12 protein-coding genes are annotated in these 14,445 nt (G+C 67.0%); 5 read left to right on the forward strand and 7 right to left on the reverse strand.

Annotated elements, in window-relative coordinates; genetic code table 11:
* The first annotated feature begins 1 nt into the window (after position 1).
* From ABDJ85_RS17175 to ABDJ85_RS17195, 5 genes are all read left to right on the forward strand, one after another.
* Positions 2–1,681 carry a two-component system sensor histidine kinase NtrB gene (locus tag ABDJ85_RS17175; protein ID WP_347706020.1) on the forward strand — a complete coding sequence of 560 codons (1,680 nt, stop codon included), beginning with the start codon at positions 2–4 and terminating at the stop codon, positions 1,679–1,681.
* Positions 1,678–3,114, forward strand: a complete 1,437-nt coding sequence (locus tag ABDJ85_RS17180) for a sigma-54-dependent transcriptional regulator (protein WP_347706021.1) — start codon at positions 1,678–1,680, stop codon at positions 3,112–3,114. The genes ABDJ85_RS17175 and ABDJ85_RS17180 overlap by 4 nt, the downstream gene beginning before the upstream one ends.
* A gap of 455 nt (positions 3,115–3,569) precedes the next feature.
* Entirely contained in the window at positions 3,570–6,491 is a 2,922-nt protein-coding gene (locus ABDJ85_RS17185; RefSeq protein ID WP_347706022.1) for a ribonucleoside-diphosphate reductase subunit alpha, read from the forward strand.
* 147 nt (positions 6,492–6,638) lie between these two features.
* Positions 6,639–7,838 carry a ribonucleotide-diphosphate reductase subunit beta gene (locus ABDJ85_RS17190; RefSeq protein WP_347706023.1) on the forward strand — a complete coding sequence of 400 codons (1,200 nt, stop codon included), beginning with the start codon at positions 6,639–6,641 and terminating at the stop codon, positions 7,836–7,838.
* A gap of 213 nt (positions 7,839–8,051) precedes the next feature.
* A complete protein-coding gene (locus tag ABDJ85_RS17195; RefSeq protein WP_347706024.1) occupies positions 8,052–8,585 on the forward strand; it encodes a histone H1-like DNA-binding protein in 534 nt (177 codons plus the stop codon).
* A 166-nt stretch (positions 8,586–8,751) separates the two neighbouring features.
* Here ABDJ85_RS17195 and ABDJ85_RS17200 read toward each other — a convergent pair whose 3' ends face one another.
* The 7 genes from ABDJ85_RS17200 to ABDJ85_RS17230 all read right to left on the reverse strand — a co-directional run bounded on the left by ABDJ85_RS17200 (position 8,752) and on the right by ABDJ85_RS17230 (position 14,445).
* Positions 8,752–9,813: a zinc-ribbon and DUF3426 domain-containing protein gene (locus ABDJ85_RS17200; RefSeq protein ID WP_347706025.1), complete on the reverse strand. Its 1,062-nt coding sequence runs from the start codon at positions 9,811–9,813 to the stop codon at positions 8,752–8,754.
* A 34-nt stretch (positions 9,814–9,847) separates the two neighbouring features.
* On the reverse strand, positions 9,848–10,747 hold the full coding sequence (prmA, locus tag ABDJ85_RS17205; RefSeq protein ID WP_347706216.1) for a 50S ribosomal protein L11 methyltransferase: 900 nt from the start codon (positions 10,745–10,747) through the stop codon (positions 9,848–9,850).
* A gap of 14 nt (positions 10,748–10,761) precedes the next feature.
* The gene (gene accC / locus ABDJ85_RS17210) at positions 10,762–12,111 is read right to left on the reverse strand and encodes an acetyl-CoA carboxylase biotin carboxylase subunit (RefSeq protein ID WP_347706026.1); all 1,350 of its coding nucleotides are present in this window, start codon (positions 12,109–12,111) and stop codon (positions 10,762–10,764) included.
* A 137-nt stretch (positions 12,112–12,248) separates the two neighbouring features.
* The gene (gene accB, locus ABDJ85_RS17215) at positions 12,249–12,713 is read right to left on the reverse strand and encodes an acetyl-CoA carboxylase biotin carboxyl carrier protein (RefSeq protein WP_347706027.1); all 465 of its coding nucleotides are present in this window, start codon (positions 12,711–12,713) and stop codon (positions 12,249–12,251) included.
* Positions 12,714–12,750: 37 nt separating this feature from the next.
* Positions 12,751–13,197: a type II 3-dehydroquinate dehydratase gene (gene aroQ / locus ABDJ85_RS17220; RefSeq protein ID WP_347706028.1), complete on the reverse strand. Its 447-nt coding sequence runs from the start codon at positions 13,195–13,197 to the stop codon at positions 12,751–12,753.
* Between the two features lie 139 nt (positions 13,198–13,336).
* Positions 13,337–13,858 (reverse strand): TlpA family protein disulfide reductase, encoded by a 522-nt coding sequence (locus ABDJ85_RS17225; RefSeq protein WP_347706029.1) that lies wholly within the window; start codon positions 13,856–13,858, stop codon positions 13,337–13,339.
* Positions 13,855–14,445 (reverse strand): hypothetical protein, encoded by a 591-nt coding sequence (locus tag ABDJ85_RS17230; protein ID WP_347706030.1) that lies wholly within the window; start codon positions 14,443–14,445, stop codon positions 13,855–13,857. Before ABDJ85_RS17230 ends, ABDJ85_RS17225 begins: the two co-directional genes overlap by 4 nt.

The raw sequence follows: 14,445 nt of genomic DNA on the forward strand, positions 1-14,445 counted from the left end.
GGTGGATAGCAGCCCCTCGGCCTGGTTCATCGAGGCGGCGGCCGCCGAGCCGGATGGCGATGAGGCCGGCAGCGCGTTTGACCGCCTGCACCGCGCCTTCATCGCCGCGCGCGCGGCCCTGGGCTTGGCCCTGGTGGCGGCGCAGCTGATTGCGCATGCACTGACAGCCACCCTCGCCACCCGCACCCTGAGCCTCAGCGCGGTCTATGCCGCCGAGGCCCTGTTGCTGTGGGCCTTGCCGCCGCTGCGTCGTGGCGTCACCGCGCGCAGCCTCGCGCGCGTCAGCCACCTGCACTGGTGGAGCCTGATCGGCATTGACTTGCTGCTCTTCGGGGCGCTGCACAGCCTCGATGCCAGCAGCGTCAACTACGGCGCGCTCTTCGTCATGCCCGTGCTCACGGCGGGTGTGTTGTGCCCACGCCTACTGGCCCTGGCCACGGCGGCCATGGCGACGCTGGCCCTGCTGGTGCCCGAGCTGTGGAGCCTGCTGACCAATGACGGCGGCAGCCTGCGCTTCACCCAGGTGGGTCTGGTGGGTGGCGGGCTCTTTGTCGTGGCCTTGCTGACCAGCGAGCTGGCCGGGCGTCTGGCGCGCGAAGAGCGTGCGGCGCGCGGCAGCCTGGCCATGGCACGCCAGCAGGAGCAGCTGAGCCGCCTCGTGATCGACGAGATGCAGGCCGGCGTGCTGGTGGTGGACCGACGGGGCCGGGTGCGTGCGGCCAACCCGGCGGCCGGGCAGTTGTTGGGCGAGGCGCAGCCGCTGTCGCTGCGCGGCCGCGCGGCCTGGCAGCCCTTGGTGGCGGCGGTCGAGCGCGCCTTTGCCGAAGGCGCCTGGCCGGAGAACGGCGGCGACGTGGTGTTGCTGCTGCCCGGCGGGGTGTCGCGCAGCCTGCGCCTGCGGCTGCGCTTCACGCGGCGGCGCGAGCAGCAAGGGGGCGAGGAGCTGTGCGTGCTGCTGCTGGAAGACAACCGCGAGCTGCTGGCGCGCAGCCGCCAGGAGAAGCTGGCTGCCATGGGCCGCGTGTCGGCCGGCATTGCGCACGAGATCCGCAACCCGCTGGCCGCCATCGCGCAGGCCAATGCCTTGCTGTCCGAAGACCTGGTGGGTTCGCGCAATGAGCAGCTGACCCAGATGATCGGCTCCAACGTGCAGCGCCTCAAGCGCCTGGTGGACGATGTGATGGAGGTGGCGCCTGGCGTGGGTCCCACCAGCCAGCCGCTGGATGCTGCGCAGCTGCTGCGCGATGTCGTCGAGGACTGGGTGCGCATCAATGGTCTGGCAGGCTCGGGCCGCTTTGTGCTGCAGCCCTTGCCGGCTGATGCGATGGTGCTGTTCGAGCCCGAGCATTTGCGGCGCGTGCTGGTGAACTTGCTCGACAACGCGCTGCGCCATGCCACTCATGACGCTGGCGCCATCCAGCTCTCTCTCGCCCCGTTGGCCGAGGACCCGGAAGCGCTGGAGCTGGTGGTCTACAGCGCCGCAGCGGCCATCGCGCCCGAGATTGAGCGGCATTTGTTTGAACCTTTCTTCTCGACGCGCAGCCGAGGTTCCGGCCTGGGGCTCTACATTTGCCGTGAGCTGTGCGAGCGCCACAACGGCCGTATCGAATACCGCCGCCGCCGCACCGAGCCCGAGGGCAATGAGTTCTGCGTCCAGATGCGCCGATTCCACCAAGCATGAGTTCCAAACCCCGCCTCCTGGTCGTTGACGACGAGCCCGATCTGCGCACGCTCTACGAGCTGTCGCTGCTGCGCGAAGGCTACGAGGTGGACAGTGCGGCCGGCGTGGCCGAGGGCCTGGCACTGCTGGCGGCGGGCAGCTACAACGCCGTCATCACCGACATGAAGCTGCCCGATGGCAGCGGCCTGGATGTGCTGCGCTGGCTGGAGCAGCGCGGCCGGGGCGAGAAGACCCTGGTCATCACGGCCTTTGGTTCGGCCGAGAACGCCGTCGAGGCCCTCAAGGCGGGCGCGTACGACTACCTGACCAAGCCGGTGGATCTGCGGCAGTTCCGCCTGGTGGTGGCCTCGGCCCTGGGCCGCAGCGCACCCGACCGCGAGGAGCGCCGTGCCCCGCCGCGCAGCCCGCAAGGCGCCATGGCCCGGCTGGCGGGCCAGTCGGCGGCGCTGCATGAAGTGCGCTCGCTCATCACCAAGGTGGCGCGCAGCATGGCGCCGGTGCTGGTGAACGGCGAGTCTGGCACCGGCAAGGAGCTGGTGGCGCGCGCCATCCACGAGTGCGGCGCCCGAGGCAGTCAGCGCTTTGTGGCCGTCAACTGCGGCGCCATCCCCGAGAACCTGCTGGAGGCCGAGTTCTTTGGCTACCGCAAGGGGGCCTTCACCGGCGCGCAGGAGGACCGCGAGGGCTTCTTCCAGGCGGCCGATGGCGGCACCTTGTTCCTCGACGAAATCGGTGACCTGCCGCTGGCCATGCAGAGCAAACTGCTGCGCGCGATCCAGGAGCGCTCGGTGCGCCCCGTGGGGGCGGTCGTCGAAGCGGCGGTGAACGTGCGCGTCGTGAGCGCCACCCACAAGGACCTGGCGGCCGAGGTGGCGGCCGGGCGCTTCCGGCAAGACTTGTTCTACCGGCTCAATGTGATCCAGATCCGCGTGCCGCCGCTGCGCGAGCGCCTGGAGGACCTGCCCGAGATCAGCGACCGCGTGCTTGAGCGCATCGCGCACGATGCCGGCGTCTCGCCGGCCCCGCGCCTCACTGCGGCGGCGCTGGAGACGCTGTCGCGCTACGCCTTCCCGGGCAATGTGCGTGAGCTGGAGAACCTGCTGCACCGCGCGCTGGCGCTGGTGGGCGGCGAGTGGATCGACGCTGACGAACTGGGCCTGCCCGACACCTTGCTTGACGACACCCGCAGCGACACACAGTTCGCAGCCATCGACGGCGAGGTGCATGCCAAGGGCAGCGCTGGCGAGGTCAGCGTGCCCGATGCGCTGCCCGAAGACCTTGCCGCCTACCTGGATGAAGTCGAGCGCGCCATCCTGCTGCGCGCGCTTGAAAAGCATCGTTACAACCGCACCGCCGCTGCCGCGAGCCTGGGACTGTCCCTAAGACAGATCCGCTACCGCATGGCGCGGCTCGGCATCACCGCGGGCGACTAGCCGAGATCGCCACTGCATCGGCCCCAGGATTGGCGCGGGCCAGCGGGCCAAAAGTGCGCCCAAGCGAGCATTGGCGCGGGGTTGTGGGGTGCGAGGTCCATGCCATCGCACTTGCCGGCCCGATGCTCAATTTCCGGCGTCCATTTGTGCGCTTCCGCTAGCCCTCCGGGCTGTCGTCGTCAAGCGGATTGATACGCTATGGGTAGTGGTTGAGCGAGGCATAGGCCACAGATATAGTGTCCTGCATGCTATTCTGCTGAACCGGTTGACCCCCAATGCCCACTCCCTGGTTCGTCGAGCAAACGCCCCTGCGGCGCACCGTGTCACGAACCCCCTCGCGAGTGTTTTGGCCCGCCAGTCAGCCGGACTTTCTGACCCCAACGCCATGAGTGCTTGAGCACTTGTAGGCGTGAGCTTTGCCGTATCGCTTTCCGACCCCACAGAGAGGACGTTCCATGCTTCAAGATGCCGTTGCGACCAGCGCCGCCGCTTCCTCCGCCCCCTTCTCGCCGGACCTGTCCGGCGCCGCGCCTCGCACGACGTCTCCGAGCGAGATCGTCCCGCCGACCGTTTACCAGTCCTACCAGATCATTCGCCGCAATGGCGCCGTCGTCGCCTTTGAGCCGAGCAAGATCGCGGTCGCTTTGATGAAGGCCTTCCTGGCCGTGCATGGCACCGGTGGCGCGGCGTCGGCCAGCGTGCGCGAGACGGTGGAGCAACTGACCCAGAACGTCGTCCGCGCCTTGCTGCGCTCGCGTCCGAGTGGCGGCACCTTCCACATCGAAGACGTGCAAGACCAGGTCGAGCTCGGCCTGATGCGCAGCGGCCATCACGAAGTGGCGCGCGCCTATGTGCTGTACCGCGAGCGCCGCGCTCAAGAGCGCGCCCGTGCCGGCGAAGCGACCAAGGCGGCCGAGCCGCAGTTCATGGTGCTGGACGGTGGCGAGCGCCGTGCACTCGACCTCGGCAGCCTGCGCAACCTGATCGCCTCCGCCTGCGAGAACCTCGGCGCCGATGTGCGCCCCGAGCCCGTGCTGGCCGAGACCCAGCGCAATCTGTACGACGGCGTGCCGATGGAGGAGGTCTACAAGGCCGCCATCCTCGCTGCGCGCACCCTGATCGAGAAGGATCCGGGCTACAGCCGCGCCACCGCGCGCTTGCTGCTGCACACCATCCGCCGCGAGATCCTGGGCCGTGAGGTCATGCAGGCTGAGATGTCGCAGGCCTATGCCGACTACTTCCCCGGCTTCATCAAGCGCGGCGTGCAAGCCGAGTTGCTGGACGAGAAGCTGCAACAGTTCGACCTGGCCAAGCTGGGCGCGGCGCTCAAGGCTGAGCGTGACCTGCAGTTCGATTACCTCGGCCTGCAGACCCTGTACGACCGCTACTTCCTGCACATCGAGGACGTCCGCATCGAACTGCCCCAGGCCTTCTTCATGCGCGTCGCCATGGGCCTGGCACTGAACGAGATCGACCGCGAAGCCCGCGCCATCGAGTTCTACAACGTGCTCTCCACCTTCGACTTCATGTCGAGCACGCCGACCTTGTTCAACTCCGGCACCCGCCGCTCGCAGCTCTCCAGCTGCTACCTCACTACTGTCGAGGACGACCTGGACGGCATCTACGAGGCGCTGAAGGAGAACGCGCTGCTGTCCAAGTTTGCCGGCGGCCTCGGTAACGACTGGACCAATGTCCGTGCGCTGGGCTCCTATATCAAGGGCACCAATGGCAAGAGCCAGGGCGTCGTGCCCTTCCTCAAGGTCGTGAACGACACCGCTGTGGCCGTCAACCAGGGTGGCAAGCGCAAAGGCGCGGTCTGCGCCTATCTGGAAAGCTGGCACCTCGACATCGAAGAGTTCCTGGAGCTGCGCAAGAACACCGGCGACGACCGCCGCCGCACGCACGACATGAACACGGCGAACTGGATCCCTGATCTGTTCATGAAGCGCGTCATCGAAGGTGGCGACTGGACCCTGTTCTCGCCCAGCACCTGCCCCGATCTGCACGACAAGTTCGGCAAGGACTTTGAGACGGCCTATGTCGGCTATGAGCAGAAGGCTGACCGCGGTGAGCTCAAGCTCTTCAAGCGCATGCCCGCCAAGGACCTGTGGCGCAGGATGCTCTCGATGCTGTTCGAGACCGGCCACCCCTGGATCACCTTCAAGGACGCCTGCAACGTCCGCTCGCCGCAGCAGCATGTTGGCGTCGTGCACTCGTCCAACCTCTGCACCGAGATCACGCTCAACACCAATGAGAGCGAGATCGCCGTCTGCAACCTCGGCTCGGTCAACCTCGCCCAGCACTTGAAGGATGGCCAGATTGATCAGGCCAAGCTCAAGAAGACGGTGGCCACGGCGATGCGCATGCTCGACAACGTCATCGACATCAACTACTACGCCGTCAAGAAGGCGCGCGACTCCAACCTGCGTCATCGCCCGGTCGGCCTCGGCATCATGGGCTTCCAGGACGCGCTCTACCAACTGCGCACGCCCTATGCCTCGGAGGCTGCGGTTGAGTTTGCCGACCGTTCGATGGAAGCTGTCTGCTACCACGCGTACTGGGCGTCGACCGAACTCGCCGCCGAGCGTGGCCGCTACTCCAGCTACAAGGGCTCGCTGTGGGATCGCGGCATCCTGCCGATCGACTCCATCGACCTGCTGGCTGAACAGCGCGGTGGCTACGTGGACGTGGACCGTTCGGTGAGCATGGACTGGGACGCCCTGCGCGGCCGCATCGCCGAGCACGGCATGCGCAACAGCAACTGCATCGCCATCGCCCCGACGGCCACCATCTCCAACATCATCGGCGTGGACGCCTCGATCGAGCCTTGCTTCGGCAACCTGTCGGTCAAGTCCAACCTGTCGGGCGAGTTCACGGTCATCAACGAATCGCTGGTGCGTGACCTCAAGAAGCTCGGCCTCTGGGACGACGTGATGGTCATGGACCTCAAGCACTTCGATGGTTCGCTGCGCCGCATCGACCGCGTGCCTGAAGACGTCAAGGCGCTCTACGCGACGGCCTTTGAAGTCGAGCCCGTGTGGCTGGTCGAGGCCGCGTCGCGCCGCCAGAAGTGGATCGACCAGGCGCAGAGCCTGAACATCTACATGGCCGGCGCCTCGGGCAAGAAGCTCGACGAGACCTACAAGCTCGCCTGGCAGCGTGGCCTCAAGACCACCTACTACCTCCGCACCATCAGCGCCACGCAGGCCGAGAAGAGCACGGTCACGCGCACGGGTCAGCTCAACGCAGTGTCTTCAGCACCCGCTGCCGCAGCCGCCGCAACGCCTGCGCCGATGGCTGCCGCCGAGCCTGATGTGCCTGCGACCGACATCAAGTTCTGTTCGATCGACAACCCCGACTGCGAAGCTTGCCAGTGATCGTGCAACGCAGCATGCAGTTGTCTATACAACTTCGTGCTGCGTTTTCGATGCCCTCGTGCAACAGGACGGGCTCTCGCGGCTTGCCAAGGCTTGTTGAGCTGTTGAGCCCCTACCGATAATTCACCGCCACAGGAAGACCCCACCATGCTGGTCTGGGACGAAGACACCGCCTCCACCGACACCTCTGCCGCCATCAAGGCCGCACCCCAAAACGCGACGGGCGTGATGCCCGTGACGCGTGAGGCTTCAACCCCTTTTGTTGCTCCTGTCGCCACCTCCGCTCCCGAGTTGCCTGAGCCCCGCCTGAGCGGCGAGCCGGCCTCCGCACGCCGCGTCCGCGCGGCTGACAAGCGCATCATCAACGGCCAGACCGACGTCAACCAACTGGTGCCGTTCAAGTACAAGTGGGCCTGGGAGAAGTACCTCGCCACCTGCGCCAATCACTGGATGCCGCAGGAAGTGAACATGAGCCGCGACATCGCGCTCTGGAAGGACCCCAACGGCCTGACCGAAGACGAGCGCCGCATCATCAAGCGCAACCTCGGCTTCTTCGTCACCGCCGACTCGCTGGCCGCCAACAACATCGTGCTCGGCACCTACCGGCACATCACGGCGCCCGAGTGCCGTCAGTTCCTGCTGCGTCAGGCCTTCGAAGAGGCCATCCACACGCACGCCTATCAGTACATCGTTGAGTCCCTCGGCCTCGACGAGAGTGAAATCTTTAACGCCTACAACGAAGTTCAGTCCATCCGCGACAAGGACGAGTTCCTGATCCCGTTCATCGACGCGATCATGAAGCCCGAGTTCAAGACCGGCACACCCGAAGCCGATCAGACCCTGCTCAAGAGCCTGATCGTGTTTGCCTGCTTGATGGAAGGCCTGTTCTTCTATGTCGGCTTCACCCAGATCCTGGCCATGGGCCGCCAGAACAAGATGACCGGTGCCGCCGAGCAGTACCAGTACATCCTGCGCGACGAGTCCATGCACTGCAATTTCGGCATCGACCTCATCAACCAGATCAAGCTTGAGAACCCGCACCTCTGGACCTCCGAGTTCAAGGCCGAGATCAAGGCCTTGTTCATGAAGGCTGTCGAGCTGGAGTACCGCTACGCCGAGGACACCATGCCGCGTGGCGTGCTGGGCCTCAACGCTTCGATGTTCAAGGGCTATCTGCGCTTCATCGCCAACCGGCGTGCCACGCAGATCGGGCTGGAGGCGCTCTTCCCGAACGAAGAGAACCCCTTCCCCTGGATGAGCGAAATGATCGACTTGAAGAAGGAGCGCAACTTCTTCGAGACCCGCGTGATCGAGTACCAGAGCGGCGGCGCGCTGAGCTGGGACTGATCCGAACTTTTTGCGCTGCAAGAGATCAAGACACGTGACGGCATCCTCCAACGACCAGCAGGTCCGGGCCATAGAGCCCATGGGGTGGCGTCATTCCCGCGTTCATGGCATCGGAGCGTTCCTCCTGGACGACTCGCGGGCCATGGATAGCCGCACGGCTTCGGACCGGTTCGAAGCAGGCGGTTTTTTCTCAACTTGATCAAGGAGAAACACATGGCAACTGCAACCAAGAAGGCTCCGGCCAAGAAGGCTCCGGCCAAGAAGGCCGCTCCGGCGAAGAAGGCCGCTCCGGCCAAGAAGGCCGCTGCAAAGAAGGCCCCGGCCAAGAAGGCCGCTCCGGCGAAGAAGGCCGCTCCGGCCAAGAAGGCCGCTGCGAAGAAGGCCGCTCCGGCCAAGAAGGCGCCTGCCAAGAAGGCCGCTCCGGCCAAGAAGGCTGCGGCTAAGAAGGCCGCTCCGGCCAAGAAGGCTGCACCGGCCAAGAAGGCCGCGATGCCTACCAAGAAGGCCGCTGCCAAGCCGGCTGCCAAGAAGGCTGCTCCCAAGAAGGCCGCTGCGCCCAAGAAGGCTGCTGCCAAGCCCGCCGCCAAGCCGGCTGCCAAGAAGGCTGCGCCCAAGAAGGCCGCCGCCAAGCCTGCCCCTGCTGCCAAGCCTGCCCCTGCGCCTGCTGCCGCCGCTCCGGCCCCGGCTGCCAAGACGGCTCTGAGCCCTCAGGCTGCCTGGCCCTTCCCGACCGGCAACAAGCCCTGAGCCTGAATGCCGACACTGGCGCTTTGGCGCCGGTGTCGGTTCAATGGCAACTGTGCTGCACCCGCCACGGCCTCGTGCCCTGGCGGGTTTTTCTTGCGCGCTTGGTTTGTCGGTCTGGCGTGCGGCGCGGCCTCAGCGCTTCAGCGCGCGATCGATCTGCCGGCGCTCAAGGCTGGAACACGTCCACCGTGTAACCCGTGACCCGATGCGTGCCCGTCGAGAGGGGCAGCGAGAACGCCTTCTCGGCCTCGGGCCCGAGACGATCCACAGCCGGCACGAGTGCCGTGGGCGGGAAGACGCGCCGTGCTAGCAGGGCACCGCTGGCGTCAGTGAGGCTCAGCTCCACCCAGGGCATGGCCACCTCGACGGCCGAGGTGTTGCGCAAACTCAGCCCCAGCTTGTAGGCATTGCGCTGGCCCATCTGCGTGAGCGAGGTGGTCTCGATCAACAGCACGTCAGCGCGCTTCCAGGGCTCGACCTTGCAGGCCGCGACGCTGCAAAGCGCCACCACGGCGGGGCGCAGCGCCGGGAAGAGTGCAGCCACTGCATCGCGGAAGTGGAGCGTCATTTGCGCCAGCAGCGCGATGCACAGCACGACCGATGCCGCCATCAGCCCGCGCCGCACGGCGGGCTGCTGCCAGCGCTCTCCCGCCCGCGCTCGGCGCATGAACTCGGGCAGCGCCTCGGTCGGGATGGGCGTGGGCGGCGTGGGGGTGAGCGGCGCAGCGCCCGTGGGCACGTCCAGCGCTTCGGCCTGGAAGGGTGCCAGGGGCTCGTCGACCCAGCGAGGCTCAAGCCGATCACCCCGCTGCGCAGAGAAGGCCTGCGCTGTATCCAGCGCAGGCTCTGCGGGCGCCGGGGCTTCAGCGGGCTCGAAGGACTCAGGCGCCGAGGCAGGCTCAGGTTCATCGCGGCGGCTGGCCTCCGGCGGGTCGCTGGCCCAGGCTTGGGGCGGTGCGCTCGGGGGCGAGTAGGGCGGCTCGTCCGGGGCCGGAGCGGGTGCCTCGGGAGGTGCTGAATAGGCGGGTGGCTCCGGCGGTGGTGGCTCGGGTGCGAAACGGGCTGGCCAGTCAGGCGCCGGCTCGCGCTCCATGTCGAACAGCAGCTCGCGGGCGTCGAAGACTTCGTTGCAGCGGCCGCAGCGCACCCAGCCATCGGAGACGCGCAACTGGTCTTCGACGATGCGGAAGATGGTGCCGCAGGCGGTGCAGCGGGTGGCCAGGCTCATGGGTGAATCATCCCATGTGGCAACCGTGCTGGCGTCAGGACTTGCGCTGGGCGGTCATCCGGATCCAGCCCTCGTCCTGTTCGCTCACTTCCAGGGCCAACCAGGGCGCGTAAGCGGCCTTCAAGTCATCGGCCTGGTGCGCCAGGATGCCGGCCAGCACGAGGTGCCCACCCGGTGCGACGTGGGCGCACAGCAGCGGCGCGAGCAGCTTCAGGGGCGAGGCCAGGATGTTGGCGAGCACCAGCGGGTAGGTGCCGGCGGCGGCGGCTGGATCGGCCGCGTGGACTTGAGGCGTGGCGTTGGCCGCCGCGTTGTCGGCCGTGGCGCGCAGCGCGGCAGGGTCGATGTCCACGGCGTCGATGTGCTGTGCGCCATGCAGTGCCGCGCCGATGGCGAGGATGCCGGAGCCGCAGCCGTAGTCGAGCACGCGGTCCCAGCCCGGCGCGAGCTCGGCATGCTGGGCGATCCAGCGCAGGCACATCCGCGTGGTGGGGTGGGTGCCCGTGCCAAAGGCCAGGCCTGGGTCCAGGCGCATCACGCGCGTGGCGGCGGGTGGGGCCTGATGCCAGGACGGCACGATCCAGAAGCTCGGCGTGATCTCGACCGGCGAGAACTGACTTTGCGTCAGGCGCACCCAGTCCTGCTCGGGCACGGCCTGGACGGACTGCACATGCACCTCGGCCGCCCAGTCCTGCGCCAGCAGCAGCGTGGCGGCCTCGGTGGCTTCGGCCTCGGAGCTGAACAGCGACTTGACGACCGAGCGCTCCCAGCCGGGCTTTGGCGCGGGCATGCCGGGCTCGCCAAACAGCGCGCGCTCTGCCTCGGTGTCGGCATCGGCGTCTTCGACCGAGACGGCCAGCGCCTCGATTTCCATCAGCGCGTCGCTGACGATTTCGACATCCGCCTCGCGGCAGACCAAGGCCAGTTCAAACAGATGGCTCACAACCACTATTTCTTGTGCTGCTGCATCCAGCCTTCGAGGTAATGGATGCTGGTTCCGCCCTCGATGAACTTGGTGTCGACCATCAGCTCGCGGTGCAGCGGGATGTTGGTCTGGATGCCTTCAACCACGGTCTCGGACAGCGCAATGCGCATGCGCGCCAGCGCCTGGTCCCGCGTGTCGCCGTGGACGATGATCTTGCCGATCATGGAGTCGTAGTTGGGCGGCACGAAGTAGTTGGTGTAGGCGTGCGAGTCCACGCGCACCCCGGGGCCGCCGGGCGGGTGCCACATGGTGATGCGGCCAGGCGAGGGCGTGAACTTGACCGGGTCTTCCGCGTTGATGCGGCACTCGATGGCGTGGCCCTTGAGCTCGATCTGGCGCTGGCTGAAAGGCAGCTTCTCGCCGGCCGCGATCTTGATCTGCTGCTGCACGATGTCGATGCCGGTGACCAGCTCGGTGACCGGGTGCTCGACCTGCACGCGCGTGTTCATCTCGATGAAATAGAACTCGCCGTTCTCGTACAGGAACTCGAAGGTGCCTGCCCCGCGATAGCCGATCTTCTTGCAGGCGGCGGCGCAGCGGTCGCCCACCTTCTCGATCACGCGGCGGGGGATGCCCGGTGCGGGCGCTTCCTCGATGATCTTCTGGTGGCGGCGCTGCATGGAGCAGTCGCGCTCACCCAGCCACACCGCATTCTTGAAGGTGTCGGCCAGCACCTGGATCTCCACATGGCGTGGGTTCTCCAGGAACTTCTCCATATAGACCTCGGGGTTGCCGAAGGCGGCACCGGCCTCGGCACGCGTGGTCTGCACGGCATGGACGAGGGCGGCCTCGGTGTGGACGACGCGCATCCCGCGCCCACCACCGCCACCAGCCGCCTTGATGATCACCGGGTAGCCAACGCTGCGGGCGATGCGGATGATCTCCTTTGGGTCGTCAGGCAGCGCGCCCTCGGAGCCGGGAACGCAGGGCACGCCCGAGCGGATCATGGCCTGCTTGGCCGAGACCTTGTCGCCCATCAGGCGGATGGACTCGGGCGTCGGGCCGATGAAGACGAAGCCGCTGCGCTCGACGCGCTCGGCAAAGTCAGCGTTCTCGGACAGGAAGCCGTAGCCGGGGTGGATGGCCTCGGCATCGGTCACCTCGGCCGTGGCGATGATGGCCGGCATGCTGAGGTAGCTCTGCGCCGACGGCGCGGGGCCGATGCAGACGGCCTCGTCGGCCAGCTTCACATACTTGGCGTCGCGGTCGGCCTCGGAGTACACGACGACGGACTTGATGCCCATCTCGCGGCAGGCGCGCTGGATGCGAAGGGCGATTTCGCCTCGATTGGCGATGAGAATTTTCTTAAACATGTTTGCTCGGCTCCATCGCCTCAGTTCGCTGCGCGAACTGCGCAATTTGCCGTGCCTGCGGCACGTCCGCGCTGCGCGCGAGCCCCCCGATTCGCAATCAGGATCTTCTTAAACATAGGCACTCGGCTCAACCGTCCTCATTCGATGACGAACAGCGGCTGACCGAACTCGACGGGCTGGCCGTTCTCGACCAGCACCTTGGTGATCGTGCCTGTCTTGTCGGCCTCGATCTCGTTCATGATCTTCATGGCCTCGATGATGCAGATGGCATCACCTTGCTTGACGGCCTGGCCGACCTCGGCAAAGGACTTGGCGTTGGGGCCGGACGCCCGGTAGAAGGTGCCGACCATGGGCGACTTGACGATGTGGCCGGTCTCGGCGGGCGCGGCGGCCGGGGCGGCAACAGCCGGGGCAGCGCCGGCAGCCATGACCACCGGGGTCGGTGCGGCAGGGGCGGCATAGACCGGGGCGGCCTGCAGCACGGCGGCCTGCGGGTCGGCCTTGACGATGCGCACCTTGCCGTCGGCTTCCGTGATTTCAAGTTCGGAGATGTTCGACTCCGAGACGAGGTCGATCAGGGTCTTGAGCTTGCGCAAGTCCATGGGAGAGGGCTCCAGCGGTTTGTTGTTGTCGTGGGGGTCAGGCCGACGCGGCAGGGCGGCTTGACAGGGCGTGCTGCAACGCCAGGCGGTAGCCGTTGGCGCCGAGGCCGCAAATGACGCCGACCGCCAGCTCACTCAGGTAGCTGTGGTGGCGGAAGGCCTCGCGGCGGTGGATGTTGGAGAGGTGAACTTCGATGAAGGGGATGCTGACCCCGGCCAGGGCGTCACGGATGGCGACGCTGGTGTGGGTGTAGGCCGCCGGGTTGATGACGATGAAGTCGGTACCGTCGGTGCGGGCAGCCTGGATGCGGTCCACCAGCGCGCCTTCGTGGTTGCTCTGGAAGGACTGCAGCTTGGCGCCGGCATCGGCCGCCATCTGCGCAAGTTCTGCGTCGATCTGCGCCAAGGTCTGGCGGCCATAGACCTCGGGCTCGCGGGTACCGAGCAGATTGAGGTTAGGGCCGTGCAGGACGAGAACTTGCATCGATCAGGCGCGTCCACCACGGTAGAGCCGCACCCCTAGAAATGAGAAGGGCGAACTTTACGCGCTTTCGGCACGATTTCGACGTGAGATCCGGGAGATTCCCGATCTGGACCGTATTTGGCCCCCGATGACCGCAGGATCAGGACGCAGCCAGCTTGCGCAGCTCGTCCAGGTGCGTGACGCCCATGCGCTGCCAGCTGATTTCGGCGGTGTCGTCGAAGACGATGGAGAACGGCAGGCCGCCGTCGGTGTTGCCAAGCTGCCGGACCAGGCCCAAGCCGCCGTCGCCGGCCATGGCGATGGGGAAGGCCAGCGGCTGCTTTTGCAAAAAGGCGCGCACCGGCTCTGGCTGGTCCACGGCCACGCCCAGTACCTGCCAGCCCCGGGCCTTGGCCTCGCCGTAGAACTGGTTGATCTCGGGCAGCTCCTTGATGCAGGGCGGGCACCAGGTGGCCCAGAAGTTGACTAGCAGGGGCTTGCCGCGCCAGCGGCTCAGGTCGATGGGCTGCCCGGTGGGGTCCCGGAAGTCATGGGTCCAGAAGGCCTGGGCGACCGCCGACATCGGTGGCGGCGTGAAGCGGCGCCAGGCGACAGCGCCGCCCACGAGGGCTGCGCCCACGCCAGCGCTGGCCAGGATGAGACGGCGGGTGATGGGGTTCATGGGGCGAGCAGGGCTTGGAGGGCAGGGAGGTCGCCGCGATCGGTGCGGCCTTGGGTGTCGGGCCGCAGGGCGCCGCGCAGATCGTCAAAGTCCAGGATGCTGAGGCACAGGGGCACGGTCTCGCCCAGGGGGCGGCAGGGCACTTCCAGCACCAGCATGTCCACATCCCGGCCGCGCGGGCCCCGGGTGGTGGTGACGTCGAAATCCTGCCCGCGGTTCAGCAGGGCGATCTCGGCGGCCTTGCTGTCGTCGCAGTACAGCTCCAGATGGACGCGCGACAGCCGGTTGGCCGTGCCGCGCCAGACGGCGCCGGTCAGGTGGGGGCGGAACTCGGTCAGCCGCTCCATCCAAGAGGCGGCCAGTTCACGCAGGCTGCGCAGCTCGGTGGGCTGGGTCTCGGCTTCAAAGACGGCGAGGTGCTCGATCAGCGCTTCCTCGACCAGGTCGTTGCCCGGCAGCGCGGCGCGCGGGCTGCCCAGGTCGCGGGCGGCGCGTTGCTTGGCGGCGCCCCAGTCCAGGCCTTCGTCGGCAATCAGCCGGGCGGCCGAGGCGGCGATCTCGCGGGCGAGCAGCGTGGGTTCGGCCAT

Origin of the sequence: Roseateles paludis (genome assembly GCF_039872745.1) — a bacterium.
Classification (GTDB): domain Bacteria; phylum Pseudomonadota; class Gammaproteobacteria; order Burkholderiales; family Burkholderiaceae_C; genus Pelomonas; species Pelomonas paludis.